Raw genomic sequence first — 25,216 nt, 5'->3', positions numbered from 1 at the left:
TCGTGCCGTCATCGCGGAGGCAGCGGATCACCCCGCCGGGCGGGTCCGGGAGGCGGACTGCCGCCCGAGCAGTTCCGCCAGCCCCCTGCGGGTGGCCGCCAGCACCACCCGGTCCCTGGCGTGCAGCACATAGCCGGGGTGCAGATCCCAGACCAGCCCGGCCGGCCGCCGCTCCTCATGATCGAGCCGGGTGTCCGCGAGATCGGGCACCCGGTCCCCCGGCGCCGCCGTGTCCAGCGCGATGACACGCCAGGCACCCGGTCGGAACACCTCCGCGACCGTGCGCCCCTCCAGCCTCGGATGTCCCGCCACATCGATGGCGGCCATCAGCAGCACCTTGCGTTCCACCGGGATGGCCCCGAGGATCTGGCGCCCCATCATGGCGATGGCGAAGGCGGGGGCCGCCAGGGTGGAGACGCTGCGGCTGCGGGTGAGCGCCCCGGGATGCGCCGCGCGCAGGGTGCGGTAGACGGCGGTCGCGAAGTCGTCGTCGTACAGCCGCAGCGCCACCCGCAGATCGGGCGCGACGGAGCGCGCGTACAGCGCCGCTTCGAGATTGGTGGTGTCGACGCTGGTGAGGGCGAGCAGGGCGTGCGCGCGCTCGATCTTGGCCGCCTCCAGCACTCCTTCCTGGGTCACATCGCCCAGGACGGTCGGCACCCGCAGGCTGCGCGCGAGCGCGATCCCGCGCGCGTCGGGGTCCTCCTCGACGCACACCACGGGGATGCCCAGCTCACGCAGGCGTACGAGCACCCGGCTGCCGATCTTGCCGAGTCCGAGGAGTACGACATGACCGGAGATGCCGCGCGGCGGCCGGCGCAGCGCCGACGCCGTACGGAACGTGCCCAGCGCCTCCAGGACCGCCGCCAGCACCACGGGCAGCAGCAGGATTCCGGTGACCATGGCGAGGAGCTGCATGACCTGCCGGGGCGCGGGCTCACCCACGGCGGGATCGCCGATCGCGAAGAGATCGAGCAGTGTCAGATACATCGCGCCCAGCGGATGGGCTTCGGTGACCAGCGACGAGACGACCGCGAGGGCGAGTACGGCGGCGATGATCCCGGCGAAGGACCACCGCAGCCGGCGGGAGAACAGTGAGGCGAGCGGGGCACCGCGGCCCACGAGCCGGCGCGGCGGCAGGTCGGGAGCGGCGTGCGAGACGGCTTCCAGTACGACCGTGCCGCGTCCGGTGGCGGCCGCGGCGCTCGCGTCGTCGGGCAGCAGTCGCGGGCCGTCCTGGCCGCTGTTGTCCGAACCCTCCGCCCCCGCCGGATCGTTGGTGGTGGCGGAGAGCAGGGCGAGCGTGCACAGCCCCGGGTCGGCGATCTCGCCGGGCCCCGGCGGGTTGCGCTCCACGGCTCGCAGCAGCAGCCCGTCGGCACGTACCACCTTGCTGGTCCCCGCGACGGCGGTGGCGGCCAGCGCGGGGGCGGCGGTGTCGGCGTCCGAGAGGACGGTGGTGGTGGCGTCCAGCGCCGCCCGGTCGAGTCCGGGGACGGCGACGGCGGCCGCCTGGTCGAGCAGTTCTTCCAGATGCTGGCCGAGCTTGCGGTTGTAGAGCCGGATGACCAGCCGCAGTTGGGGGTTGAGCCGGCGGGCGGCGAGCGCGATCCGGATATTGATCTCGTCGTCGTCATGGACGAGGGCGAGGGCCGCCGCCTCGTCGACCCCGGCGTCCACGAGGACGTCCTCGTCGAGTTCCGCCGCCTCCAGGACACGCGGACCGTCCGGTCTCATGGTCCCCTCCCCGGCCGGGTCCGGGAGCGTCGCCGCCGTACGCGCCATGGCCGCGGACATCCGTCCGAAGAAGGCCGAGGCTCTGCCCAGACCGGCCAGCGGAGCGGGCGGGAGGCGGGAGGGGCGTACCGGCGGGATGACGAGCGTGACCCGCTCGCCGTAGACGTCGCGCAGCTCGCCGGCCAGCCGGTGGGCCAGGGTGTCATCGCCGCAGACGACCATATGGCCCGCCGGCAGGCCCTGTTGTACCTGGTGAGGAAGTGTGGACACGGCACCAGTGTGCCGAACACGAGAGCGGACGCGACACAGCCACCCCGGCCGAGGGCGCGGCCGGAAGCGGCTGAATCACCGTCAGATCTCTTTGTCCGAGGAGCTATGACACCTGATCAGATGTTTCGATCAGGTGTTCTTCACGGAGTACGAGTGGGCACCGACGCCGGCCAGCGCCCCCTGGTCGACGATCAGATACTCGTCGCGCAGCGGGGTACCCGCGAACCAGGACTCCAGGATCTCCCGGGTCCCCGCGGCGTAGCGGGCCTGGGCGGAGAGCGAGGAGCCGGAGATGTGCGGGGTCATGCCGTGGTGCGGCATGGTCCGCCAGGGGTGGTCGGCCGGCGCGGGCTGCGGGTACCACACGTCGCCCGCGTAACCGGCGAGCTGGCCGCTGCGCAGCGCGCGGTCGATGGCGTCACGGTCCGCGATCTTCGCGCGGGCGGTGTTGATGAGATAGGCGCCGCGCTTCATGGTGGCGAGCAGTTCGTCGCCGAACAGTCCCTCCGTCTCGGGGTGGAGGGGCGCGTTGATCGTGACCACGTCGCAGTGCGGGACCATCTCGGCCGCGCTCTCGTGCCAGGTGAGCCCCAGCTCCTGCTCGACGGACTCCGGGAGCCGGTGGCGGTCGGTGTAGTGCAGCCCGACGTCGAAGGGCGCCAGCCTGCGCAGGACGGCGAGCCCGATCCGGCCCGCGGCGACGGTGCCGACCTGCATGCCCTCCAGGTCGTACGAACGGGCCACGCAGTCCGCGATGTTCCAGCCGCCGTCCAGGACCCACTGGTGCGAGGGCAGGTAGTTACGTACGAGCGACAGCGTCATCATCACGACATGCTCGGCGACGCTGATGCTGTTGCAGTACGTGACCTCCGCGACGGTGACGCCCTTGGCGATGGCGGCGTCGAGGTCGACATGGTCGGAGCCGATGCCCGCGGTGATGGCGAGCTTCAGGTTCTCGGCCTTCGCGATGCGCTCCGCCGTCAGATAGGCGGGCCAGAACGGCTGCGAGATGACCACATCGGCGTCGACCAGCTCCTGGTCGAAGACCGAGCCCTCGCGGTCCTTGTCCGAGGTGACGACGAGGGTGTGGCCGCGGGACTCCAGGAAGGTACGAAGCCCCAGCTCACCGGAGACGCTGCCCAGCAGCTGCCCGGGCGTGAAGTCGATGCCCTGCGGGGTGGGGGTGGTCTGGCCGCCCGGGTAGTGGTCGATACGAGGAAGGTCGTCGCGCGCGTAGGTCTTGGGGTATCCATCGACCGGGTCGTCGTACAGCACACACAGCACCTTTGCCATGACTGCGGCTCCTCATTCATCGCTGCGGGAAGATGTGTCCACCCTCGTCGCGCCGCCGGGTCATGGTCAAAATGAACCTTTCTATGTCGGGATAGGGAGCGGCTATCCCGCGTCACCGGACGGGCCCGCCGAACTGAGATACGTGTCCAGGAGCCGGTCCAGCGCCTCTCGTACGCCCGCCTCCCTGGCTATCTCCAACAGCGCTCTGGCCAGCACGGGCGCGGGGCTGCGGTCGGCGATGACCAGGCCCACGCGCGGGCCGTGCGCCGGGTGTTCCAGCGGAATCACCCGCATCCCGTCGGGAACGCCGAACATGTGCAGCCAGGCATGGGAGATGACACTCGACCAGTGGCCGGCCGTGAGATGCGCGTACAGAGCGGCGACGGAGTCCGTCTCGATGGCCGGGGTCACCGCGCTCACGCCTTCGGCGGCGAAGTACTCGTCCATGATCCGGCGGTTGCGCATCTGCGGGGAGAGCAGGCAGAGCGGCAGATCGGCGATCTCCGCCCAACGGGCGGCCGGGCGGCCGGTCATCGGTCCGTCGTGCGGGGTGAGCAGCAGATAGCGCTCCTCGTACAGCGGACTCCTGCGGACCTGGCCGAGGCTGTCGTCGTCCAGATAGGTGAGCGCGATGTCCAGCTCGAATTCGGCCAGCCGCTGGGCGATGTCACGGGAGGAGAGGGAGTCGAGCGAGACCCGGGTCCGGGGATGCCGCTCCACGAAGGGGGTGGTGAGCAGTGAGGCGGCGGTCAGCGCGGTGGGGATGGCGCCCAGCCGCAGGGTGCCGGCCAGACCGTCGCGCATCGCGGAGAGTTCATGGCCCAGGGCGTCGCGCTCGGCGAGGATGCGGTGTGCCCAGAGCAGCACCCGCTCGCCCTCGGGGGTCAGCCCCTCGAAGCGGCGGCCTCGCCGCACGATGGGCACGTCCAGTTCGTGTTCCAGTTTGCGGATCGCGGCGGACAGCGAGGGCTGCGACACATAGCAGGCCGCCGCGGCCCGGGCGAAGTGCCGTTCCCTGGCGAGTGCCACCAGATATTCCAGCTGACGCAGCAACATCGCTCGCTCCCCTGCTCGGTCCGCGTACTCACCCTGTCAGGCCCGGGCGCCGATGGGACCTCCCCGGCGGGCCCGGTCTCACAGGGCGACGAGGGTGACCTCGGTGGCCTTGACACTGGTCCATACGGATACGCCGTCGGCCAGGCCGAGTTCGGCGGCGGACTGGGGCGTGATCTCGGCGACCAGATCGGGGGCCTCGTCCGAGGTGATCAGGACGCGCAGCCTGCTGCCGAGCGCGGTGATCTCGCGTACCGTTCCCGGCCAGACGTTGCGCGGGCTGCCACTGGGGCGCTCACGGTGTACGGAGACGGCCTCCGGGGCGATGATCGCGAGGGCGGCCGTGCCCTCGGCGGGCGGCTCCGCGACGACCAGCCGCCCGCCGGCGGTGAGTTCGAACCCGGCGGCACCGGACCTGCCGGGCCAGGCGTTACGTCCGAGCATCCGGGCCACCCATGGCGAGCGCGGGTTACGGGTCACTTCGGCGGGCGGGGCGTCCTGGAGGACTCTGCCGTCGTCGAGTACGAGGACCCGGTCGGCCAGTGAGACGGCCTCGACCGGGTCATGGGTGACGATCAGACAGACCCCGCCGAAGCCGTCGAGATGGCCGCGCAGGGTGTGCCGTACCCGCGCGCGGGTGGTCTGGTCGAGCGCGGCGAGCGGCTCGTCGAGAAGCAGCAGCCGGGGCCGGACGGCCAGCGCGCGGGCCAGCGCGACCCGCTGCGCCTGGCCGCCTGAGAGCTGATGCGGCTTGCGGTGGGCGAGCTGCCCGACGCCGAGCCGGTCGAGCCACTGGCGCGCGGTACGGCGGGCCTCGGCGCGGTGGACGCCATGGGCGCGAAGCCCGTACGCGGTGTTGGCGAGGGCGCTGAGATGGGGGAAGAGCGCGCCGTCCTGCGGTACCCAGGCGACACCGCGGCGGTGCGGCGGGAGGGAGGTGACTTCCCGGTCCCCGAGGCGGAGTTCGGCGTGGGCGCGCGGGGTGAGGCCGAGGAGGGCGCGCAACAGAGTCGTCTTGCCCGCGCCGTTGGGGCCGACGACGGCGATGGTCGTACCGGGCTCGGCGTCCAGGACGAGCTGGTTGAAGCCGGTGACCTCGGCGTGCAGTCGCCAATGCTCGGACGGGGCGGGGGACTTGTCCGTCGTGAGGACGGTGTCGTCCGGCCCGGACGGTGTGGCGGGCGCGTCCGTATCGTCCGGCAGCGGGGCACGGCCCGGCGCGCGGTCGGCCGTCACGCCCGTCCAGCGTCCGCGCAGGGCGATCAGTACGGCCATCGCGATGGCGAGCAGCAGCAGGGAGACCGAGGTCGCGGCCTCCGGCGAGGTCTGGAGCAGCAGATAGACCTGGAGCGGAAGGGTCTGGGTGGTCCCGGGGAGGTTGCCGGCGAAGGTGATCGTGGCGCCGAACTCGCCGAGGGCGCGCGCCCAGGTGAGCGCGGCGCCCGCGGCGAGCCCCGGGGCGACCATGGGCAGGGTGACGGTGAGGAACACCCGTACCGGCGAGGCGCCCAGGGACGCGGCGGTCTCCTCGTAGGCGGGCCGCATTCCGGCCAGGGTGCCTTCGAGGCTGATGATGAGGAACGGCATCGCCACGAACGTCGCGGCGATCACGGCGCCCGAGGTGTGGAACGGCAGGGTGATGCCGAAGGAGTCCTCCAGCCAGGGCCCGAGCAGCCCGCGCCGGCCGAAGCCGAGCAGCAGCGCGACCCCGCCGACCGTGGGCGGCAGCACCATCGGCAGCAGGACCAGCGCGCGCACCAGCGTCTTGCCGGGGAACCTCACCCGGGCCAGCAGCCATGCCAGTGGCACCCCGAGCACCAGGGAGAGACCGAGCGCCCAGAAGGAGACCAGCAGCGACAGCCTCAGCGCCTCCACCACACCGGGGCTGGTGAGATGCGTCCCGAGATCGCCCCAGGGGGTGCGGGCGAGAATGCCGATCAGGGGCAGCAGCAGAAACGCGATCGCGAGCAGCGCGGGCAGCGCCAGGGCCACGGGAGCGCCGGGGCCGCGGGTGCGCATGCGTCTCATCGGGGTTCCCTGGGTGGTGGAGTCGCTGGTCACCGGGTGGGTATCACGGCTTCTGGAACCCGGCGTCCTGGAGGATCTTCTGTGCCTCGGGCCCGCTGAGCCAGCTGACGAACGCGGCGGCGGCGTCGGTGTGTTCGGAGGTCTTCAGGGTGGCGGCCGGGTAGTCGGCGATGGCGTTCTGCGCGTCGGGGATGGTGACGGCGTCGACCTTGCCGGTCGCGGTGGCGGCGTCGGTCTTGTAGACGATGCCCGCGTCGGCCTCGCCGAGCTCGACCTTGCTCAGTACGGCGCGCACGTTCGGCTCCTGCGAGACCGGCTTGACCACGATCTTCTGGGCGTCGAGCACCTGCTTGCTGTAGCGGCCGACCGGCACCTCCGGCGCGGCCAGGACGACCTTCAGCTTGGGGTCGGCGAGGTCCTTCAGGCTCTCGATCCGGTCCGGGTTGCCCTCGGCGGTGGCGATCACCAGCCGGTTCTTGGCGATGATCTTCGGGGAGCCGGTGTCGCCCCGGAGGCCGTCCATCGTCTTGGTATCGGCGGTGACCAGCGCGTCGGCCGGAGCGCCCTGCTTGACCTGCGCGGCCAGTTCCTGCGAACCGGCGAAGGAGAACTTCACCTTCGTGCCCGGGTTCGCCTTCTCGTAGGCGGCTCCCGCCGTCGTGAACACATCGGTCAGTGAAGCGGCGGCCAGCACGGTCAGATCCGCCGCCGGGGCGCCGCTCGCCGACGCCTCGGCGGTTGAGCCCGTGCCGGCGTCCTTCTCGCTGTCGCTTTCACCGCCGCAGGCGGCCAGCGGCACGAGCAGGGCGGCGGTCATGAGCGCGGTCGCGGCGCGGCGCCGGGTGAGGACGAGAGACATGAGGGTGGACTCCTTGGCAGTACGAGCCCGGTGCGGGCACGCGAGCGGACGGTGACAGGAGCGCCGGGGACGGGCGACGCCTCGGGGCGGTGCGGATGGGTCTGGGACAGCCCGGGGAACGACGGCCGCGCGGTGCACCGCGTCGCGTCGCCTCGCCTCGGGGACCGCGCGGGTCACGGACGGTCGATATGCACACTGGTGGACTTCACGCGGGCGGTGGCCCGCATACCGACCTCAAGACCCAGTTCCTCGACGGCTTCCCGGGTCAGCAGGGAGACCAGCCGGTGCGGACCGGCCTGGATCTCCACCTGGGCGGCGACATCACCGAGCTTCACGGCGGTGACGATGCCGGGGAACGCGTTACGGGCCGAGGTGTACGAGACGTCCTCCTCGCCCGAGTCGTTCTGCGCGAGCTCGATGGAGAACGCGGCGAGCGCGCGGCCGTCGATGAGACGGCGCCCGCCCTCGTCACGATGGGTCGTGACCCGGCCGGCGTCGGCCCAGCGGCGCGCGGTGTCGGGGCTCACCCCGAGAAGCCTGGCCGCCTGACCGATGGTGTAGGACTGCATGTGCGACAAGATAGGCCGTATTCGCTCGCACATACAATCCTTGAGATGATCATCCATGGCAGCTGCGAGGTCGCCTGGAGGAAGTCCCGAAGCCCCCGCCGGGCAGCCCCCGGCCCCGGCGGCCGGCTCAGCCCTTGACGGCGCGCGGGCTCAGCGTTTGACGGCGCGCGGGCTCAGCGTTTGACGGCCCGCAGAATGACGAACTTCGGGTCGCTGGTCACGGTCTCGCAGTTGCCGAAGAGCCGTCGCAGCTTGGTGTGGTAGCCGAGATGCCGGTTGCCGATCACCCACAGCTCACCCCCGGACCGCAGCGCGGCGCGCGACCCGGTGAACATCCGCCATGCCGTCGCGTCGGTCGTCGCCTGATGGGTGTGGAACGGCGGATTGTTCAGTACGAGATCGACGGTCCCGGCCGGTACGTCCGTCATGCTGTCGCCGAGGACGAACTCCGCCGCTGTCCCGGCGTCGACGTTCTTGCGGAAGGTGGCCTCGGCCGAGGCCACCGCCGAGAACGACTCGTCGATGAAGGTCACCCTGGCCGCCGGGTTCTCCAGCGCCATGGCCGTGCCGACCACACCATTGCCGCAGCCGAGGTCGACCACATGCTCGGGTCCATGGCGCCGGGGCAGATTGCGCAGCAGGAAGCGCGTACCGATGTCGAGCCGCTCGGCACAGAAGATCCCCGCGTGGTTGACGACGGTACGGCCCGATACGGTTCCGAGTCCTTCCGGCAGCGCGTAGCTGTGCGGCCAGGGGCCGGCGGTCCGAGTGCGCCCCGGCGCGGCCGTACTGAGGATCAGCCGCGCCTTTCTGACCGCGAGCGAGGTCCTGGTCGGTCCGAGGATCTGCTCGAACAGCTTCAGTGTGGAGGTGTGGATCTCGGTGACCCGTCCCGTGCCGATGATCACGGTCCCCGGATGCACGGCCGGGGCGAGGCGGTGCAGCTGGTCCTCCAGCAGCGCGAGGCTCTTGGGGACGCGGATCAGCAGCACGTCGACACGTTCCGGCGGGGTGTCCCTGGCCGAGAGCAGCCGTACGGAATCCCCGCCGACGCCGGCCCGGCGCAGATTGGCGCGGGTCGCCTGCTGGGTGAGATACGAGTCGGTGATCTGCACGAGCGGGGCCGCGTCGAGCTGTTCGAGGCGGCGCGCGGCGAGCACCGTGGTCAGCGCGCCCCAGCGGTCGCCGACGACGACCACCGTGCCCGACAGGTCCGTCGGTCCGGTGCCTGCCGACGCGTCGGCCGCCGGGCCCACGTCCGTCGGCGCGTCGCCCGGCCGCCCGGCGTCCCCCTGCCCGGCCTCGGCTCCCGCGAGGTGCCGCAGCAGATATTCATCGGCGGCGTCCCACGCGCGCAGCGCCTCACGGGGATGCTCGGGGAATCGGGTGAGGCCGAAGTCGCCCCAGGGTGTCGTCAAACGGTTCATCGTGGTCACAGGCTATCCGTCCGGGAGTGCGGCGTACGCTTCGAGGCTCGCGCGGTGCCTGTTCAGCGCGGGTTCGGCCCGCTCGCGAACCATCCCGTTCACCCGCCGCCGCGCGGCTCGTTCACCGGGCCTGCCCGTCCTTCGACGACCGGCGCGCACGGTCCAGGGCGGCCCGCGCCTGCCCGACCGTGAGGACGGCGGCGAACTCGTTGCGGGCGATCTCCAGCACCACTTGGGCGTCGGCGGGCGGATGGGGGTGCTCACGCAGCGCGATGTCCGCCGCCGCCTGGGCGAGCAGATCGTCGTCGGGGGACGCGCCCGGCTGGGACATGGTGCGCAGGACCTGGTGCCAGAGTCCGGTCATCGCGTCATTTCCCTTCGTCCACGAGGCCGCCGCGCGCGCCGTCCGCGGAGAGACCGAGGACGGCGAGAGCGTGGTGGACCACCTCGTCGGCCAGCATCAGCGGCGAGAACATACTGGTGTTACGGGCCCAGTGCCCGACCAGTTCATTGACCGCCCCGATCAGGGCGACCATGGCGAGCGCGTAGTCGCGCCGTACGGCCTCACCGCGCTCCACGGCACGCTCCGCCTCCCCGGTCAGGAAGTCGGACCACAGACCGCGCCAGAGCAGCCGCTGGTCCTCCACCGCGCGCCCCGCCCCGATGACCTCGACGAAGGCTATCCGGGTGGCCGCGGGATCGGCGGTGACGGCGTCCACATAGGCGCGGGTCAGGGCCGTGATCCTGTCGCGGGTGTCCGCGGACTCCGTCGCGGGATCGCTGAGGACCGTCAGCGCGGCTTCCATGCCTGAACGGGCGACATCGTTGTGCAGCGCGATCAGCAGCGCCTCACGCCCCTCGAACTCCTCGTAGAACGAGCGGATGGAGACCCGCGCGGTGACACAGATCCGCTCGATGGAGGTGGCCGGGTAACCACGGGTGGTGAACAGTTCGGTGGCGGTCGTGAGCAGCCGCTCGCGGCGCCGCGCCCTGCGCGTCTGGCCCGTGCGGTCCGGCGCGGGGGTCGTGTCCCCGGGGGACTGGCCCGTACCGGCGGGTGGTGGTCCCGTACGCGCGGGCGAACGGCCCGTACCGGCGGGCGATGTGTCCCTGGATTTCCGGACCGGATCCATCCGACCTCCCCGAATCGCCCTGTGAACGTGCGGTGTTGCGTGGTCGCGTGGGGGTAAGGGCGTCTATCGAGCATGGCACGCGCCGGGGGCCGACACGCCGTAGTCCGAGAATGCTCCGCTGTCCGCCGTCGCGGTGTATTCCCGTATGAAAACCACCCGAATGGCCGTCACACCGGGCTCCCCGGGCCCCGGAACGCGATGCTCGTGCCCACGGGCGACACCGCGTCACCGACCAGCGGAGGGAGAGGGGCCGTGATGACCACTCCCGCGGACCGGGCGGAGCGCGGCCGGTCCGCACGCAAACAGGCGTCCCGGTCCTCGCACGGTCTGTGGATACCCGCCGCGGACCGGCTCGATCCGCTCACCGTACTGGCGCGTCAGACCGCCGGCCGCGTTCCCGAACTGCTCCCGCTGCGCTACGAGCGGATGGCCGCCTCTCCGTTCGCCTTTCTGCGCGGCGCCGCCGCCGTGATGGCCGCCGATCTGGCCACCCAGCCCCGCACCGGACTGACCGTCCAGCTCTGCGGGGACGCCCATCTGCTGAACTTCGGTGTGTTCGCCTCGCCCGAGCGCGCGCTGCTCTTCGATCTCAATGACTTCGACGAGACCCTTCCCGGCCCCTTCGAGTGGGATGTGAAGCGGCTCGCCGCGAGCATCGCGGTCGCCGCCGGCGAGAACGGCCACTCCGAGGCCGACACCCGGCGCGCCGTACACGCCGCGTCGGCCGCCTACCGGACGTCGATGCGACGACTGTCCGCCCGCGCTGAACTCGACGTCTGGTACGAGCGGCTCGACGCCGAGGACATCCTTCCTCTCATGCGGTCGGAACACCGCAAGCGCGTCGAGTCACAGCTGGCGCGCGCCGGGGAACGCATCGGGCTGCGGACGCTCGACATGCTGACCGACGCGCGGGACGGGCAGCGCAGGATCACCCCCGACCCGCCCCTGCTGCAACCGGTGAGCCGGCTCGACATGGCCGTGCTCCGCCGCATCTTCATCGGCTACCGGAGCACGCTCCCGGAGGAGCGGCGCACACTCCTCGACCGGTTCCGCTTCATCGACGCGGCCCGCAAGGTCGTGGGCGTCAGCAGCGTCGGCACGCGCTGCTACATCGTGCTGTTGGAGGGCCGGCACGCCGGGGACCCGCTGTTCCTCCAGATCAGGGAGGCCGAACGGTCCGTACTCGAACCCCATCTGCGGCAGAGCGCCTACCCGCACCAGGGCCACCGGGTGGTGGCGGGGCAGCGGCTGCTCCAGGCGGCGAGCGACATCTTCCTCGGGTGGGTGACCGGCCCCGAGGGCCGGCACTTCTACTGGCGTCAGCTGCGTGACATGAAGGGCTCCCTCGTCGTCGAGGACATGTCGCCGCCCCTGCTGCACGACTACGCGCGGCTGTGCGGCGCGGCGCTGGCCCGCGCGCACGCCCGGTCCGGCGACCGGATCGCCATCGCCCACTACCTCGGCGGCTCCGACGCCTTCGACCGTGCCATGGCCGACTTCGCGCTGCGGTACGCCGACCGGAACGCGGCCGACCACGCCACGCTCGCCGCGGCCGTCGCGGCGGGCCGGCTGCCGGAGGAGCGCCCGGGGCCGGTGGGCCACCGGTGACGCCCCGGACGTCCCTGCCTCTGCCTCCCGGCCGGCCGGCTACCAGTCGTGCAGGGTCCCGTCCATGAGGCGGTTGACGGGAGGACAGGCCGGTACACAGTCCGCACAGTCCGCGACAGAAGGAGACCGTGATGAGCACTCGTCCGCCCCTGCCGCCGTTCACCCTCGACACGGCGAAGCAGAAGGTCCAGGCCGCCGAGGACGCGTGGAACACCCGCGATCCGCACAAGGTCTCGCTCGCCTACACCGAGGACTCGCGATGGCGTAACCGGGACACGTTCGTCACCGGCAGGGAGGCCATCGTCGGGCTGCTGACACAGAAGTGGGAGCGCGAGCTGGAGTACGCGCTGCGCAAGGAGCTGTGGGCCTTCGAGGGCGATCGCATCGCGGTGCGCTTCCAGTACGAGAGCCATGACACGGACGGCCAGTGGTGGCGCTCGTACGGCAACGAGCTGTGGGAGTTCGACGCGGAGGGCCTGATGTCCCGCCGCGAGGCCAGCATCAACGACGTACCGATCCAGGAGAGCGAGCGCCGGATCCTCGGCCCCCGGCCCGACGCGGAACGCGGGGTGCCGTTCCCTCTTCGCTGAGCCTAAGGGCTGTCGAGGGCCGGGCCCGTGGTGTCGAGCGCGGCCCCGGCGTCATCGGCGAGCGTCACGGCCACCAGCCGCACCTGCTTGGACGGTACGAGGCCGGGATTGGGCCGGAGCATGAACCTCCCCACGTAATGCCCGCCGCCCGAGGCCCGCAGCTCGATATCGCCGTCCGGCCAGCCGAGTTGTTCGATGTCCCACGGCTTGTGGTCCACCGTCACGGTGCCGTCCTGCTCCAGACGGCCCGGATGGCCGAGGAGACTGCCGTACTCGAACCGGCAGCCGCGCAGCCGCAGGATCTCCACGAGATGCCGGCTCACCTGGTCGACCACGGCGTCAGGCGAGCCGGTGGACTGCGCGAGCCGGGCGGTGTCATGGATCCGGCTGAGCAGCCCGGCGTCCACCACCGTCATGACACGCAGGCGTCGGGCATGGGCGGCCAGTTGTGACACGGCGAGTCCCACCGCCAGCAGCAACACGGCGGCCACGACATCGTTCGCGGCGGTGATACTGAACCGCTCGAACGGCCGGGCCAGGAAGAAGTCGAACCATACGGCCGCCGACAGCGCGGCCACCGCGCCCGCGACACGGTTGCCCATGGCGGCGACCGCCACGACGACCACGACGAGGATCAGCGCCAGGTCGGCGCTCGCCATGCCCGAACGGAGCGGCAGCAGCAACAGGGCGACCGCCAGCGGCGCGATCAGCGCCACGCCGAGTGCGATGCGGTCGCGAAGCGGGAATCTCATGGTCCACCTCGCAGTACCTCGTGCGCCGGACCGAACCGTCCGACCACCGGATTCAGGCCGTCCAGCGGCCCACACCGGTGATTTTCCCCGGGCGGCCTCCGGCGACTCGGGCCGATGGATGTCTTGACGCGGCCCTGCCGTCGGCCGCGCGGACCTTGACGCGATCTTGACGCCCGGGACCGGCCGTCCGAGCCGGACGTGCCGGCGGACGGGGTATGCACATCGGATGAACCGCGTGTGGGGCCGCCGCGGCGCGTGATACGTCTCCGTGTCATGGACGATCTTGTGACTGAGCGGCTCGTGCTTCATCCGTTGAGTGTTCTGGAGGCCGAGCGGGTGGCCGCGGCCGAGCCGGCGGCCGGGGACCGCTGGGCGCCCGGGTACCCCGCCGACGGCGACATGGTGGGGGCCAGACGCTATCTGACGACCTGTGCGATCACCGGTGATCCCCAGCCGTTCGGCCCGTACGAGATCCGCCGTCGCGAGGACGGGTACGCCATAGGCGGTCTCGCCTTCCACGGCGCCCCGGACGAGAACCTCACCGTCACGATCGGCTACGGCCTGATCCCGTCGGCGCACGGCAGGGGATACGCCTCCGAGGCCCTGCGCGAGCTGCTGCGGTTCGCGCGGGCGAGCGGAATCACCCGCGTCCAGGGCGACACCGATCACGAGAACACCGCGTCCCAGCGCGTCATGACGGCGGTGGGGATGCGGCTCGTCGCGGAGGACGAGCAGCTGAGGTACTACGGGATCGTCTGGGCCGAGGACCGGCGGGCCGAGTGATGATCCGGTGTCACCCGGCCCGTCCGGGCGGGCCGCCGCGCCGCCTCCCTGACTGTCCGCGACTATCCGCGGCGCGGGGTGGGCGTACGCCGGCGGGCCTGCGGCCGGTCGAACACGCTGTCCATGGAGGGTTCGTCCTCCGCTTCGCCGTCGGGCAGCGGTGGCAGCTCCACGGTGTAGCGCGGTTCGAGGAAGATGTCGTGGTGCTGCGGACGCGCGTTCGGCGCGGCCCCCGTGCTCGGTTCCTGCGGCGGATCCTGACGGGAAGGTGAAGAAGGCATGCACAACCGTTCGGAGAGTCGAGCGGCCGCGCGGCCCGAATGCCGATCGACCCGCTGGAAAGGTGTCTACCTCATCATTCCCCGTCCCGCATTACCGCGGGTGGCCGGAGCGTGGCGCCACCGGTCCCGGCCGCTCCTCCGGCGTACCGCGTCGGCCGGTTCCACCGGGTGCGGGGCGGGGTGGTGAGAGTGCCCGGCCGCGCACCACCCACCGGTCGGTGAGCGTGCCCGTACGGAGCTGATTCAGAGTACGCGAGAGCGGCCGCGGGACATGCATCAGGGATCCCCCGAGCAGTTCACCGGTCCGGACAAGGTCCCGGACCGGTCCCGGACCCGTCCGGTTCCCGGCCGAAGCGCCGCTCGGTCAGCGGGCGTTCGCGGTCACCGAGTCGGTCGGGCGGCGGGCGTCAGCCCTGGCCGCCCGCGGCCCGCGGCAGGCGCTCCAGCAGTCCGCGCAGATCGTCGGCGTGCTCCTCCTCCTGCGCGAGCAGATCCTCGAAGACCCGGCGGGTGGTCGGATCTCCCTGCCCCAGCCAGTGCGCGATCTCCGTGTACGACGCGATGGCCACCCGCTCGGCCACCAGATCTTCCTTGATCATCTCGATCAGGTCCGCACTCGCGTCGTACTGGGCGTGGGAACGCCTGGTCAGTGTGTCCGGGTTGAAATCGGGCTCCCCGCCGAGCTGGACGATGCGCTGCGCCAGCCGGTCCGCGTGCAGTTGCTCCTCCCCCGCGTGCTCCAGGAACTGGGCGGCGACCGGCTCGGAGTACAGCCCCGTCGCGGTGTAGTAGTGCCGCTTGTACCGCAGGGTGCAGACGATCTCCGTGGCCAGCGCCTCGTTCAGCACCTGGATGACACGCCCGACGTCGGCGCCGTACGCGTCCGTCACCGGGCCCTTCTCGATCTCCTCACGCGCGCGGGCGCGGATGGTCTCGATGTCGGTCAGGAACTCGGCCATGGCCGTGCACTTCCTTTCGTGCCCCACGAGCATTGCGTGTGAACCTTCGTCTGCCCCTCCCCTTCCCCGTACACGCCCGCGCGGAGGTCGTTCGCGTATCCGCTCATCCACACGGCCCTATTGGACCGGCCGGGGAGGGCCGGGCGGGGTGGGGCGGGAAGGGTGAGGTCGTACGTCGTGACCGAAAGGCGGTGAGAGTGCCGGTGGCGGAGCTGGTGAAGGGGCCGCGCCCGCAGCCGGTCCTGGTGCAGACGGTGCGGTCGGCCGCCGCCGCGACGATCGCCTATGTGGTCGCCCTGCGGCTGAGCAACGAGCCCGCGCCGCTGACCGCTCCCCTGACGGCGCTGCTCGTCGTGCAGGTCACGCTCTACTCGACCCTGACCACCGGCATCCGCAGGGTCAACTCCGTCGTCGCGGGGGTGCTGGTCGCCAGCGGTTTCAGTGTGCTGGTCGGGCTGACCTGGTGGAGCCTGGGGCTGATCATCGTGGCTTCGCTGATCGTCGGGCGGCTGGTCCGGGTGGACGAGTTCGTGCCGGAGGTCGCGATCAGCGCGATGCTCGTCCTCGGTGTGACACGGGTGGCGTCGACCGCCTGGGACCGGGTGCTGGAGACGCTGATCGGCGCGGTGGTGGGGCTGCTGTTCAACTTCCTGTTCGTACCGCCGGTGTGGGTCCGTACCGCAGGCCAGTCCATCGAGGATCTGTCCCGCCGTATGCGCCAGTTGCTGCTGCGTATCGGGGAGGGGCTGACGGAACCCACCCCCGTCGAGCGCGCCGCCGACCGGCTGCACGAGGCGCGCCGTCTCGACCACGACATCAGCGAGGTGGACGCGGATCTCCGGCAGGCCGAGGACAGCGTCCGGCTCAACCCCCGGGTCAAGGAGGGGCTGCTGAATCGCGTGGTGCTGCGTACCGGTCTCGACACCCTGGAGATCTGCACGGTGGTGCTGCGCGTACTGGCCAGGACGCTGACCGATCTCGCCAAGGAGCGCAGGGAGGAGCCGCTGTTCCCGCAGGAGGTGGGCATCGCGCTGAAGGAGCTGCTGGCCCGGGTCGCCGACGCGGTGGTCAGCTTCGCCGTACTGGTCACCACGGAGGCGAGCCGGAGCGCCGAGACCGCGGAGGCGCGGCTCACCGAGGATCTGGCGGCGGCGCGCGTGAGCCGGGAACGGGTGGCGGGGCTACTGCTGGAGGGCGTCCAGCGGCACCCTCGCCAGTGGCAGCTCCATGGCGCGCTGCTCGCGGAGCTCGACCGGATCCTGGACGAGCTGGACTTGGAGAACCGCTCCAGGCGGCTGATGGAGGAGTTGGACCGCGCCTCTCGCGAAACGCGTGAGCGATACCCCCGGCTGGCCGCCGCGTGGCAATGTGTTCGGGAAGCGCTGCCGCGGCGGCGCGGATAAAGGCCGGCCGATATACCGGACCGGGAAAGGGGGGCGGTGCTGGACTTCTCCCGGCCACCGCCGTGGCGTGAATCGCTCGTCCGTGGACCAACGGGAAACTCCCACCGAATTATTGACGGAGTCTTTGCCGAGAACGCATTGAGCCGAGGTGTATTCGGGCGGGGAAGCCGTCGCCCGCCCCCCTCCGGGCCCGCAATCATGGGCGCCATCAGCGAGGACGACGCGATCCGGCCGCGCGGCCGGATGTGATCAGGAGCTTCGCCCCCGCCGCCCGTGTGCGCCGCGCGGACCGTTTTCCGGCGTCTCGGCAGGTCCACGGGGTGCGCGGAGAGCGCGAGTTGGGTGGGGCGGTTGATGAGGCCGGTGCGGATGGCGGTACTGTGCGCGCGCGCCGTCATCGTGGGCGGCGCGGTTATCGCGGAGGATTTTGTGACTCTATTCAGCGGATCATGGCGGCGCAGAAGCGCCCTCATAACCGTCGCCACGGCAAGTGCGCTCGGTGTCGGCCTGTCGGCCGTTCCCGCGTCCGCGCACACGCCGACGTGGTCGGTGACCTGCTCGGAGGTCAGCCTCGACCTGACCGCCTACGGCAACAGCGACAAGAACACGGTGACGGTCACCGTGGACGGCAAGGACCTGCTGCCCACGGAGAATTTCAAGAACGACTTCCACAAGAAGCTCGACCTTCCCGAGCACAAGAGCGAGCTGAGCGTTCGTCTCATCGTGGTGGCCGCCGACGGCGACCAGTTCTCGAAGGACGAGACGAAGACCGCTCCGGTCTGCGAGGAGCCCAGCCAGCCGCCGTCCTCGCAGGCACCGACGCCGACTCCGACGCCTTCGGAGGCGACGCCCACCACCGAGGCGCCCAAGCCGACGCCTTCGGCGACGGTCACGCCCTCGGACGAGGCCAGCGACTCGGCGCCGGCGGTTCCCTCCTCGCAGCCGAGCCCGGCCGGGGACGACCTCGCCGAGACGGGTTCCTCCAGCGCCACCCCGATGATCGCCGGTGCGGCAGCTGTCGTACTGGTCGCCGGAGCGGGCATCATGTGGGCCGCGCGCAAGCGTCGCACCGCGGGAAACTGACACACCGCCCGACACACCGCCCCGCCGCCACGCCGGACGCCGTCCGGACTTCCACCGCCAACACTCGGCGGCCCGGACAGTGGTGACCCGGCCATGAGGCATGGACCGGACGACCGCTCGCCCGCAAGGGACGCGTCGGCCGGACTCCCCGCGGCGGAGGTGGTGTGAGGTCGAGGAGGTACGGAACGGGCGGGCGACCCCACCGGGGTGCCACCCCGACGTACTCCTCGCACAGTGTGAGGCCCCGCGACATCCCCGTTCGCGGGGCCTCGCCATGCGCGGGGTGACCCCGGCGCGGAGAATGGGCCGGACACCCGCCGACGGAGCGAAGCCCCGGCGGCGACACCTCGCCACCGGCCCGGAAGGGACCGACCGGAAGAGGCCGGAAGAGGCCGGGACCGGAAGGCCGCCGACAGGCCACCGACACACTGGGGGCGCCATGGATCCGGTGGAGGCTCTGGACAGGATCGCCTTTCTGCTGGAGCGCTCGCGGGCCGAGACCTACCGGGTACGGGCGTTCCGTACCGCCTCGGCGGTGGTGGCGGACATGCCCGCCGACGAGGTCGCGCGGCGGGCCGAGGCGGGCACTCTCGGCCGGGTGCGCGGCATCGGTCCCAAGACGTCCCAGGTCGTGGAAGCCGCGGTGAAGGGCTCCGTTCCTGAGTATCTGGCGCGGCTGGAGCGGGAGGCCGCCGGGCCGCTCACGGAGCACGGACACGCGCTGCGCGCGGCGCTGCGCGGTGACTGCCATCTGCACTCGGACTGGTCGGACGGTGGCAGCCCCATCGAGGAGATGGGGCGAACGGCCGCCGCGCTCGGTCATGAGTGGGCCGTGCTCACGGACCACTCCCCCACCCTCACCGTGGCCAGGGGCCTGACGGCCGAGCGGCTGCGCCGGCAGCTCGATGTGATCGCGGAGCTGAATGAGCGGTGGGCGCCGTTCCGGCTGCTGACCGGCATCGAGTGCGACATCCTGCCGGACGGCTCGCTCGACCAGGAGCCGGAACTGCTCGACCGGCTCGATCTGGTCGTGGCGTCCGTCCACTCGAAGCTGCGCATGGACGCCGCTCCGATGACACGACGCATGATCGCCGCCGTACGCAATCCGCTGACCGATGTGCTGGGTCACTGCACGGGACGGCTGGTCATCGGACGGAGCCGGCGGGATCGGGGCGGGTCGGGCGGCAGCCGGCCGGAGTCGGCGTTCGACGCGGACGCGGTGTTCGAGGCGTGCGCCGAGTCCGGCACCGCGGTGGAGATCAACAGCAGGCCCGAACGACTCGATCCGCCCCGCCGGCTGCTGCGCCGGGCGGTGGCGGCCGGGGTCTTCTTCGCCATCGACACGGACGCGCACGCGCCGGGGCAGCTCGACTGGCAACTCCTGGGCTGCGCACGGGCGGAGGAGTGCGGCGTGCCCGCCGACCGGGTCATCAACACCTGGCCGGCCGAGGGGTTGCTGGAGTGGACGCGGACCCGGCGGGCACCGGCCCCGGGCTGACCGACTCCTCCTGGGCGTACGGCGCTACTTTGAAGACAGGGCCTACGGCTGAGCGGGACTCAGCGGCCGTCCAACTCGGCGAACAGACTGGTGTCGAGGCGAGCCAGCAGATCGGTCGGATCCTCGTACACCTCCACCGCTCCGGTGGACTCCAGGGCGGCGCGCGGAATGCCGCCCGACAGCAGGGCGACGGGGCGGACACCGGCTCTTGTCGCCGCCTCCATGTCCCACACCGAGTCGCCGACGAACACCGCCAGCTCCGCCGGCACCCCGGCCAGCTCCAGCGCGCGGCCGACCGGGTCGGGAGCGGGCTCGCCCGCCGGTGCGCCGTCCGCGCCCGCCGTACCCAGGATGACGTCGTCGGCGTCGATCGCCGCGCGCAGCGCGGTGATCTCGGCTTCGCCCGCCGAGGTGGCGAGCACGATCCGCCAGCCGCGGTCGGCGAGCGACCGCAGGAGATCACCCGCGCCGTCGAAGGCGGGCAGCCGGTCCAGAAAGGTCCCGTACAGCGTGGTGTGCACGGCGCTGATCCGCGCGTCCTGCCCACGGTCACGCTCGTCGCCGAGCAGATACGCGATCAGGTCGCCGGAACCGAGGCCGAGCGCCCGGTGGATCGCCGGCATCGTCACCGTGTGCCCGGCCTGCCGGAACGCCTCCCACCAGGAGGTCACATGGAGGTGATTGGTGTCGACGAGCGTTCCGTCGATGTCGAACAGTGCCGCGCGCGTCGCCATGTGTGTCCCGTTCCCGTTCCCGTTCGGGCCGGGCCCCCGGGGACACGCCCCGGGGGCCCGGATGCCTGGAGCAACGTCTTGATCATGCCGTCTCCTCCCGGCCCGGAACGGGTTGAGCGGGGCCGTACGGGTGAGCGACCGGCACCCGTGCGCACGCCTGGGCGGATGCCGGCGCAGAGGCCCCTGCGTGTACGGGAGCTACGCGTACAGGCCGTCGAGCCAGTCGCGCCACGCGCCCTCGATCGCCTTGGAGTCGGCGCCGGGTGCGAAGTCGTGCACGCTGACCCCCACCGGCGCGCCGAAGTGGTTCCTGCCGAACAGCCGGTACATCGCCGTGTCGGTGCGCACACCGACGAAGTACGGATTGCGGTAGTCGACGACACCGTCGACGGGCCCCGCGCCGGGCACCTCGATCCGTACGGTCGCCCCCTCAGCCGCCTCGTCCGGCACCCCGAGCCCCCGGCTCGCGACATCGAGCGCGTCCGCGGCCCGAGAGGCGGCGGGTCCGTCCACACCGGCGAACACCGCCGTGCGCCCGGTGAAGTGCAGCAGATACTGGCGCAGTGTGTGCAGATAGAAGTCGGTGTGCTTGGAGGCACCGTCGTACTGATTGTCCCAGTCGTCGACGAGGATGCCGCTGTGGACGTACCGCACCCACGAACCGCCGCCCTCGCGCGGCTCGATGACATGGTCGAGCTGATTCAGCGTCTGCTGCGAGATGCCTTCCACGTCCTCGACCCGGCCGGTCAGCCGCCTCGGCGGGTCCCAGGCCGTGACGGTGCCGCCGTGCGGGGCCGCCCCGCCCTCACGGGGCTCGTACTCCATGGGCCACAGCCAGCCCGCCGTACCGGTGGTGAGCGCTTCCCAGACCTGCTCGGGACTCGCGTCCACCTCGAACTCGCGGACGATCTCGAATTCCTTGGACATGACGACCTACTCCTGTGCGTGTGAAGGTGATGCGGTGTGGGACGCGCGCACGGCCGGCCGCGCGTCGGGCGTGTTCCGCCGGCTCTCGACAGCCGGTCCGGCGCCCGCCGGCCCGTGGTCGGCGGACGTGACGGGATCCAGCCCGGCGGTGTCGGGCTTGACGGTGTCGGGCTTGACGGTGGGATGGAGCGCGACGACGATCCGGTGGTCGCGGCCCTGGTCCGCGTGCTCGTCGTGGTACTTGGCGATCAACGCGCTGACGCCGCGGGTCAGTTCGTCGACGAAGGCGGCCCGGTCCGCCGCGGAGGCGAAGCGCACCTCCCCGTCGAGCGCGTAGGTGGCGAGCCGCTTGCGGGCCTTCGTCGCGCCGGTGATCAGCGCGCCCACATCGCGTACGAGCCGCGCGGCGACCGCGAGCAGCCAGCGCGCGGAGAGCTGGTCACGGAAACGGGCCGGGTCGGGCTGCACGGCGGCCAGCGCGAGCGGCGAGATGACATACGAGGCCGCGGTGGCCCGCATCAGCCGCTCGGTGACATTGCCCTTTCTGCGCTCACCCGCCAGCTCCACCAGGCCGTGCCGCTCCAGGGCCTTGAGGTGGTAGTTCACCTTCTGCCGGGGCAGCCCGACCCGTCCGGCGAGCATCGTCGCCGACGCGGGCCCGACGGCCAGCTCGGCGAGCAGCCGGGCTCTCATGGGGTCCAGCGAGACGGCTGCCGCCGCCGCGTCCTCGATCACGGTCACGTCCAACATGGCTCCACCCTCCCACCGACAGCTTTTTTTGTCCAGAACCATTTGCTTGTCGGTGCAACCGTCACTCCGAGGGCGGCGGTGGCAGGCGCAGATGGGCCAGGTCGTCCGGGACCGGGGTGTTGGGGCGGAACAGCGGAGCCGACTCGCCGTCGGCTGCCGTCGCGGGTGCGTCGGTGAGCCGGAACCTGGCGCGCAGCCGGGTGTAGAAGTCGGTGGGGCCCAACCGGACCAGCCGCAAACGGTACTTGGCGCCGTACACGCCGACCCAGTCGCCGGGCCCGAGCACCCCGCGCAACTGCCCGTCGACGCTGAGCGCCACCTCGCCGGAATGAGGCAGCACCCGCAGGGCCACCGGTTCGTCGGGCGCGGCCACGACCGTACGGTCGAAGGTCATGTGCGCGGCCACGGGCGTGAAGACCACGGCGTCCATGTGCGGGGAGAGCACCGGTCCCCCGGCCGCGAAGCTGTAGGCCGTCGAGCCGGTCGGTGAGGCCACGATGACCGCGTCCGCGGAGTACGCGGCGAGAAGACGGCCGGCGATATAGACCCCCAGGCTGACCTGCCGGTCCCGGACAAGCTTCTCCAGTACGACATCGTTGACCGCGACGATGTCCAGCGCCACCCCCCAGCCGTCGCCCACCTCGGTGTCGGGCCGGACGTGGGGCGGCGGCAGCGACGGTACGCGGCCGGAGCGCAGCAGCGCTTCCATGACGGAGGGCATCTGCGGAACGCGGGACGTCCGCATGGTGAGCGTCATCCGTTCCTCGATCTCGGCGCGCCCCTCGTGAACGGCGTCCAGCGCCTTCGTGACCTTCCCCGCCGGGACTTCGGTCAGGAAGCCGACCCGGCCCAGATCGACCCCGAGCACCGCGGCATCGTTCTTGGCGGCGATCCGGGCTCCGCGCAGGAAGGTGCCGTCGCCGCCGAGGGTCAGGACGAGGTCGGGATGGCCGGCCGCCGTGGCCTCCTCCTGGCCTCCATGGCGTGGTTCATGGTCCTTCCACACATCGATTTCCGTGCACGGGATCCCGTGCGCGCGGCACCAGGTGTGGACCGCGCTCGCCGTCTCGACGGCCGCGGGGCGGCCCCGGTGGACCACGAGGCCGATGCGTTCGACAGACATGCTCGCGCTCTCCGTACATCCGGTCCCTCGGAAGCGGTGCGCTCCGGCGGTCGGGAGCCGCCGCGCACTTTCAAGGATCACCGATTACCCGGCGGGACGGCCGGGGCCGGTCGGCCCCGTATGGGATTCACCCGAATGGCGGATAGCGCCGGATGGCGCCGCCCCGGCACCGACCACCGTGAGCACTGGCCCGACAGGCACCGGGGGCCAGGGAGCGGCGGGGTCGGAACGCTGCCCCGGTTGCCCCGGGTCCCGGACGGATGCGCGATGGAGTCGTGCGCGCCTGACCGTGAGGGGCTTGATCCCGCAGACGCGCTTCCCCCACGCGAGGAGTGATCGCTGATGTCAGCCGATGGCGTGTTCGACAACCCCAGCAGGCTCAACGGTTTGGCCATATACGACAAGGACGGCGACAAGATCGGCAACGTCGGCCAGGTCTATGTGGGCGACCGCTCGGGCCGCCCGGAGTGGGTCACCGTGAAGACCGGTCTGTTCGGCATGAAGGAAAGCCTCGTCCCGCTGTCCGGCGCCCGCCGCGCGGGTGAGGACATCCACGTCCCGTACGCGAAGGAGACCGTCAAGGACGCTCCGCGACTGGACGCCGACGAGCATCTGGACCCCAGTCAGGAGAAGCAGCTCTACAAGCACTACGGTCTGACCGCCACGGGCGCGGGTCTCGGCATGGCCTCGGACACCGCCGCGGGTACGGGCACGACCGCCGGCACGACCGCGGGCACGGCCACAGGCGCGGCCTCCGGCACGGGGCGGACGGGAGCCGGGGCGGCGGGCACCGGCGGGCTGGCGGGCGCCGCCTCCACCGGTGGCGCGGGACGGCCCATGGCCGGGGTGCGCGGCTCGATGCCCTCCGACGAGGGCAAGGAACGGTACGGCGAGGAGCTGATCCGGTCCGAGGAGCAGCTGCACGTCAGCACCGAGGAACACGAGGTGGGCCACGCCCGGCTGCGCAAGGTCGTGGTGACCGAGAACGTGACCACGTCCGTACCGCTCAGCCATGAGGAGGTCCGGGTCATTCACGAGGCGATCGCGCCCGAGGACCGGACCGGCGTCCGCGGCTCCCTCATCGGGGAGGCCCAGACCGAAGTGACCCTGCACGCCGAAGAGCCGGTCATCCGCAAGGAGTCCGTCCCGGTCGAGCGCGTGCGCATGGAGACGGAGAAGGTGACCGAACAGAAGGAGGTCTCCGCCGAGGTCCGCAAGGAGCAGATCGAGTACGACACCGATCAGACCGACACGGGCATGGGCGGCAGGCGCGGCTCCGGCCGCTGACCCGGCCGGCGTCCGGCTGTACACACACGCCCCCGCCCACCACGTCCGCGTGGCCGGCGGGGGCAGGCCATAGGCACACACGCTGTCATTCCTCGTGAGTGGCATGGCCTCTCCGAGCGTTCGGATCGGTGGACCGGACCGACCGGTGGATCGGACCGGTGGACCGGGTGGGTGAGCGGAGCGTCAGCTCGCGCTCGGGCTGGCGCTCGCGCTCGCGCTCGGGCTGGTGCTTGAGCTGGGGCTCGCGCTCTGCGGCGGGGTGGTGATGGCCTTGCCCTCGGGGCTGACGACGAACCACTTGGCGCCGAACTCGGTCAGGTCCTGGCCCTTGGTCTCGCCGGGCTTGGTGTCTTCCCTGAACGTGTAGAGCGGGTGGCCGTTGTACATGGCCTGCTCGGTCCCGTCACTGCGGGTGGTGGTGGTCAGCAGGTCCGCCTTGACGCCGGTGCCCGCCTGTGGCTTGCCCTTGACGAGCGCGGGCGGCCAGTCGACCGCGCAGTCCCCTTCGCATGTGGACTTCTTCGCCTTGTCCGCCTCGAAGAGGTAGAGCGTATGACCCTTGCCGTTGACCAGGATCTTCCCGAAGGCCCCGGTCTTGACGGATACCTTGCCCACTTCCTCGGACGGGTTCACCGACGGGGAGGCCGGCATGGACGAGGACGGAGAGGTGGAGGCTGAGGCCGCCACGAAGTCCGCGGGCTTCTCCTTGGACGCCGATCCGCTCCCACTGTCGGAGCAACCGGCGAGCGTCCCGGCGCAGAGTGCGGCCGCGGCCACCGCGGTGGCTGTCCTGGTGTTGATCCTCATTCAAGTCTCCTCACAGCTCAGGGCCGCCCTACGGGCAGCTCAGCGCCCGCCCGATCGCGGCCGCAGCTCCCACTACACGACAGGGTCGGAAAGCGGGCCACCGGACAGAGCCGTTCGGAGTACACGGCCCCGGAGGAGGCACGCGTGCGGTCGGCGCCGGGGGGCCCGCGCCCCCCCCCCAGGCCAGGCAAGTACCCGCCAGGGCGCAGCCCCACCGGGGGTGTAAAAGTGAGATAAAAACAAAAACCAGCCCCCCAAACAA

The 25,216-nt window shown here is 71.5% G+C and carries 24 protein-coding genes; 7 read left to right on the top strand and 17 right to left on the bottom strand.

The window, feature by feature from the left end:
* Nucleotides 1-27: 27 nt before the first annotated feature.
* From ACFRMN_RS05300 to ACFRMN_RS05260, 9 genes are all read right to left on the bottom strand, one after another.
* Nucleotides 28-1,959 (bottom strand): NAD-binding protein, encoded by a 1,932-nt coding sequence (locus ACFRMN_RS05300; protein ID WP_383013770.1) that lies wholly within the window; start codon nt 1,957-1,959, stop codon nt 28-30.
* 177 nt (nt 1,960-2,136) lie between these two features.
* Nucleotides 2,137-3,300: an NAD-dependent formate dehydrogenase gene (locus tag ACFRMN_RS05295; RefSeq protein ID WP_383013499.1), complete on the bottom strand. Its 1,164-nt coding sequence runs from the start codon at nt 3,298-3,300 to the stop codon at nt 2,137-2,139.
* Between the two features lie 102 nt (nt 3,301-3,402).
* Nucleotides 3,403-4,356, bottom strand: coding sequence for a LysR family transcriptional regulator (locus tag ACFRMN_RS05290; protein ID WP_383013496.1), 954 nt, complete (start codon nt 4,354-4,356; stop codon nt 3,403-3,405).
* Between the two features lie 78 nt (nt 4,357-4,434).
* Nucleotides 4,435-6,381 carry an ABC transporter permease gene (locus tag ACFRMN_RS05285; RefSeq protein WP_383013494.1) on the bottom strand — a complete coding sequence of 649 codons (1,947 nt, stop codon included), beginning with the start codon at nt 6,379-6,381 and terminating at the stop codon, nt 4,435-4,437.
* Between the two features lie 43 nt (nt 6,382-6,424).
* Complete coding sequence (gene modA / locus ACFRMN_RS05280; RefSeq protein WP_383013491.1) at nt 6,425-7,240, bottom strand: molybdate ABC transporter substrate-binding protein; 816 nt, start codon at nt 7,238-7,240, stop codon at nt 6,425-6,427.
* Between the two features lie 173 nt (nt 7,241-7,413).
* Nucleotides 7,414-7,809 carry a molybdopterin-binding protein gene (locus ACFRMN_RS05275; RefSeq protein WP_383013488.1) on the bottom strand — a complete coding sequence of 132 codons (396 nt, stop codon included), beginning with the start codon at nt 7,807-7,809 and terminating at the stop codon, nt 7,414-7,416.
* Between the two features lie 173 nt (nt 7,810-7,982).
* Complete coding sequence (locus ACFRMN_RS05270) at nt 7,983-9,236, bottom strand: methyltransferase (protein WP_383013767.1); 1,254 nt, start codon at nt 9,234-9,236, stop codon at nt 7,983-7,985.
* Nucleotides 9,237-9,357: 121 nt separating this feature from the next.
* A complete protein-coding gene (locus ACFRMN_RS05265) occupies nt 9,358-9,600 on the bottom strand; it encodes a hypothetical protein (RefSeq protein ID WP_383013485.1) in 243 nt (80 codons plus the stop codon).
* A 4-nt stretch (nt 9,601-9,604) separates the two neighbouring features.
* A complete protein-coding gene (locus ACFRMN_RS05260; protein ID WP_383013482.1) occupies nt 9,605-10,369 on the bottom strand; it encodes a TetR/AcrR family transcriptional regulator in 765 nt (254 codons plus the stop codon).
* 255 nt (nt 10,370-10,624) lie between these two features.
* On the opposite strand from ACFRMN_RS05260, the gene ACFRMN_RS05255 reads away from it, so the two are divergent.
* Nucleotides 10,625-11,977, top strand: a complete 1,353-nt coding sequence (locus ACFRMN_RS05255; protein ID WP_383013479.1) for a DUF2252 domain-containing protein — start codon at nt 10,625-10,627, stop codon at nt 11,975-11,977.
* Nucleotides 11,978-12,108: 131 nt separating this feature from the next.
* On the top strand, nt 12,109-12,567 hold the full coding sequence (locus ACFRMN_RS05250) for a DUF1348 family protein (protein ID WP_383013476.1): 459 nt from the start codon (nt 12,109-12,111) through the stop codon (nt 12,565-12,567).
* Nucleotides 12,568-12,569: 2 nt separating this feature from the next.
* Here the strand turns inward: ACFRMN_RS05250 and ACFRMN_RS05245 are convergent, their stop codons facing one another.
* Nucleotides 12,570-13,319, bottom strand: a complete 750-nt coding sequence (locus ACFRMN_RS05245; protein ID WP_383013473.1) for a DUF4118 domain-containing protein — start codon at nt 13,317-13,319, stop codon at nt 12,570-12,572.
* 273 nt (nt 13,320-13,592) lie between these two features.
* On the opposite strand from ACFRMN_RS05245, the gene ACFRMN_RS05240 reads away from it, so the two are divergent.
* A complete protein-coding gene (locus tag ACFRMN_RS05240; RefSeq protein WP_383013471.1) occupies nt 13,593-14,102 on the top strand; it encodes a GNAT family N-acetyltransferase in 510 nt (169 codons plus the stop codon).
* Between the two features lie 62 nt (nt 14,103-14,164).
* Here ACFRMN_RS05240 and ACFRMN_RS05235 read toward each other — a convergent pair whose 3' ends face one another.
* Both ACFRMN_RS05235 and ACFRMN_RS05230 read right to left on the bottom strand, forming a co-directional pair.
* Nucleotides 14,165-14,383: a hypothetical protein gene (locus tag ACFRMN_RS05235; RefSeq protein ID WP_383013468.1), complete on the bottom strand. Its 219-nt coding sequence runs from the start codon at nt 14,381-14,383 to the stop codon at nt 14,165-14,167.
* 407 nt (nt 14,384-14,790) lie between these two features.
* Entirely contained in the window at nt 14,791-15,342 is a 552-nt protein-coding gene (locus ACFRMN_RS05230; RefSeq protein ID WP_383013465.1) for a bacterioferritin, read from the bottom strand.
* 191 nt (nt 15,343-15,533) lie between these two features.
* On the opposite strand from ACFRMN_RS05230, the gene ACFRMN_RS05225 reads away from it, so the two are divergent.
* From ACFRMN_RS05225 to ACFRMN_RS05215, 3 genes are all read left to right on the top strand, one after another.
* Complete coding sequence (locus ACFRMN_RS05225) at nt 15,534-16,745, top strand: aromatic acid exporter family protein (RefSeq protein WP_383013462.1); 1,212 nt, start codon at nt 15,534-15,536, stop codon at nt 16,743-16,745.
* Nucleotides 16,746-17,174: 429 nt separating this feature from the next.
* Entirely contained in the window at nt 17,175-17,828 is a 654-nt protein-coding gene (locus tag ACFRMN_RS05220; RefSeq protein ID WP_383013459.1) for an LAETG motif-containing sortase-dependent surface protein, read from the top strand.
* Between the two features lie 439 nt (nt 17,829-18,267).
* Nucleotides 18,268-19,326 (top strand): PHP domain-containing protein, encoded by a 1,059-nt coding sequence (locus tag ACFRMN_RS05215; RefSeq protein ID WP_383013456.1) that lies wholly within the window; start codon nt 18,268-18,270, stop codon nt 19,324-19,326.
* A gap of 59 nt (nt 19,327-19,385) precedes the next feature.
* Here ACFRMN_RS05215 and ACFRMN_RS05210 read toward each other — a convergent pair whose 3' ends face one another.
* From ACFRMN_RS05210 to ACFRMN_RS05195, 4 genes are all read right to left on the bottom strand, one after another.
* Nucleotides 19,386-20,060: an HAD family hydrolase gene (locus ACFRMN_RS05210; protein WP_383013453.1), complete on the bottom strand. Its 675-nt coding sequence runs from the start codon at nt 20,058-20,060 to the stop codon at nt 19,386-19,388.
* Nucleotides 20,061-20,258: 198 nt separating this feature from the next.
* The gene (locus ACFRMN_RS05205; protein ID WP_383013450.1) at nt 20,259-20,987 is read right to left on the bottom strand and encodes an SRPBCC domain-containing protein; all 729 of its coding nucleotides are present in this window, start codon (nt 20,985-20,987) and stop codon (nt 20,259-20,261) included.
* A 6-nt stretch (nt 20,988-20,993) separates the two neighbouring features.
* Complete coding sequence (locus ACFRMN_RS05200) at nt 20,994-21,737, bottom strand: ArsR/SmtB family transcription factor (RefSeq protein ID WP_383013447.1); 744 nt, start codon at nt 21,735-21,737, stop codon at nt 20,994-20,996.
* A 61-nt stretch (nt 21,738-21,798) separates the two neighbouring features.
* Nucleotides 21,799-22,860: an NAD(+)/NADH kinase gene (locus tag ACFRMN_RS05195; RefSeq protein WP_383013445.1), complete on the bottom strand. Its 1,062-nt coding sequence runs from the start codon at nt 22,858-22,860 to the stop codon at nt 21,799-21,801.
* 342 nt (nt 22,861-23,202) lie between these two features.
* Between ACFRMN_RS05195 and ACFRMN_RS05190 the strand changes: the two genes are divergently transcribed.
* Nucleotides 23,203-24,147, top strand: a complete 945-nt coding sequence (locus tag ACFRMN_RS05190; RefSeq protein WP_383013442.1) for a DUF2382 domain-containing protein — start codon at nt 23,203-23,205, stop codon at nt 24,145-24,147.
* A gap of 183 nt (nt 24,148-24,330) precedes the next feature.
* Here ACFRMN_RS05190 and ACFRMN_RS05185 read toward each other — a convergent pair whose 3' ends face one another.
* On the bottom strand, nt 24,331-24,954 hold the full coding sequence (locus ACFRMN_RS05185) for a hypothetical protein (protein ID WP_383013439.1): 624 nt from the start codon (nt 24,952-24,954) through the stop codon (nt 24,331-24,333).
* Nucleotides 24,955-25,216: the final 262 nt, after the last annotated feature.

Source organism: Streptomyces sp. NPDC056835, assembly GCF_042789485.1.
Classification (GTDB): domain Bacteria; phylum Actinomycetota; class Actinomycetes; order Streptomycetales; family Streptomycetaceae; genus Streptomyces.
The sequence above is the reverse complement of the archived record's forward strand: the minus strand, read 5'-3'. Positions and strand labels throughout refer to the sequence as shown.

Excerpts from the sequence above, each read along its gene's own strand:
- ACFRMN_RS05300 (WP_383013770.1), bottom strand. The coding sequence starts at position 1,959 with ATGGTCGTCTGCGGCGATGACACCCTGGCCCACCGGCTGGCCGGCGAG.
- ACFRMN_RS05295 (WP_383013499.1), bottom strand. The coding sequence starts at position 3,300 with ATGGCAAAGGTGCTGTGTGTGCTGTACGACGACCCGGTCGATGGATAC.
- ACFRMN_RS05290 (WP_383013496.1), bottom strand. The coding sequence starts at position 4,356 with ATGTTGCTGCGTCAGCTGGAATATCTGGTGGCACTCGCCAGGGAACGG.
- ACFRMN_RS05285 (WP_383013494.1), bottom strand. The coding sequence starts at position 6,381 with ATGAGACGCATGCGCACCCGCGGCCCCGGCGCTCCCGTGGCCCTGGCG.
- modA (WP_383013491.1), bottom strand. The coding sequence starts at position 7,240 with ATGTCTCTCGTCCTCACCCGGCGCCGCGCCGCGACCGCGCTCATGACC.
- ACFRMN_RS05275 (WP_383013488.1), bottom strand. The coding sequence starts at position 7,809 with ATGCAGTCCTACACCATCGGTCAGGCGGCCAGGCTTCTCGGGGTGAGC.
- ACFRMN_RS05270 (WP_383013767.1), bottom strand. The coding sequence starts at position 9,236 with ATGAACCGTTTGACGACACCCTGGGGCGACTTCGGCCTCACCCGATTC.
- ACFRMN_RS05265 (WP_383013485.1), bottom strand. The coding sequence starts at position 9,600 with ATGACCGGACTCTGGCACCAGGTCCTGCGCACCATGTCCCAGCCGGGC.
- ACFRMN_RS05260 (WP_383013482.1), bottom strand. The coding sequence starts at position 10,369 with ATGGATCCGGTCCGGAAATCCAGGGACACATCGCCCGCCGGTACGGGC.
- ACFRMN_RS05255 (WP_383013479.1), top strand. The coding sequence starts at position 10,625 with ATGACCACTCCCGCGGACCGGGCGGAGCGCGGCCGGTCCGCACGCAAA.
- ACFRMN_RS05250 (WP_383013476.1), top strand. The coding sequence starts at position 12,109 with ATGAGCACTCGTCCGCCCCTGCCGCCGTTCACCCTCGACACGGCGAAG.
- ACFRMN_RS05245 (WP_383013473.1), bottom strand. The coding sequence starts at position 13,319 with ATGAGATTCCCGCTTCGCGACCGCATCGCACTCGGCGTGGCGCTGATC.
- ACFRMN_RS05240 (WP_383013471.1), top strand. The coding sequence starts at position 13,593 with ATGGACGATCTTGTGACTGAGCGGCTCGTGCTTCATCCGTTGAGTGTT.
- ACFRMN_RS05235 (WP_383013468.1), bottom strand. The coding sequence starts at position 14,383 with ATGCCTTCTTCACCTTCCCGTCAGGATCCGCCGCAGGAACCGAGCACG.
- ACFRMN_RS05230 (WP_383013465.1), bottom strand. The coding sequence starts at position 15,342 with ATGGCCGAGTTCCTGACCGACATCGAGACCATCCGCGCCCGCGCGCGT.
- ACFRMN_RS05215 (WP_383013456.1), top strand. The coding sequence starts at position 18,268 with ATGGATCCGGTGGAGGCTCTGGACAGGATCGCCTTTCTGCTGGAGCGC.
- ACFRMN_RS05210 (WP_383013453.1), bottom strand. The coding sequence starts at position 20,060 with ATGGCGACGCGCGCGGCACTGTTCGACATCGACGGAACGCTCGTCGAC.
- ACFRMN_RS05205 (WP_383013450.1), bottom strand. The coding sequence starts at position 20,987 with ATGTCCAAGGAATTCGAGATCGTCCGCGAGTTCGAGGTGGACGCGAGT.
- ACFRMN_RS05200 (WP_383013447.1), bottom strand. The coding sequence starts at position 21,737 with ATGTTGGACGTGACCGTGATCGAGGACGCGGCGGCGGCAGCCGTCTCG.
- ACFRMN_RS05195 (WP_383013445.1), bottom strand. The coding sequence starts at position 22,860 with ATGTCTGTCGAACGCATCGGCCTCGTGGTCCACCGGGGCCGCCCCGCG.
- ACFRMN_RS05190 (WP_383013442.1), top strand. The coding sequence starts at position 23,203 with ATGTCAGCCGATGGCGTGTTCGACAACCCCAGCAGGCTCAACGGTTTG.
- ACFRMN_RS05185 (WP_383013439.1), bottom strand. The coding sequence starts at position 24,954 with ATGAGGATCAACACCAGGACAGCCACCGCGGTGGCCGCGGCCGCACTC.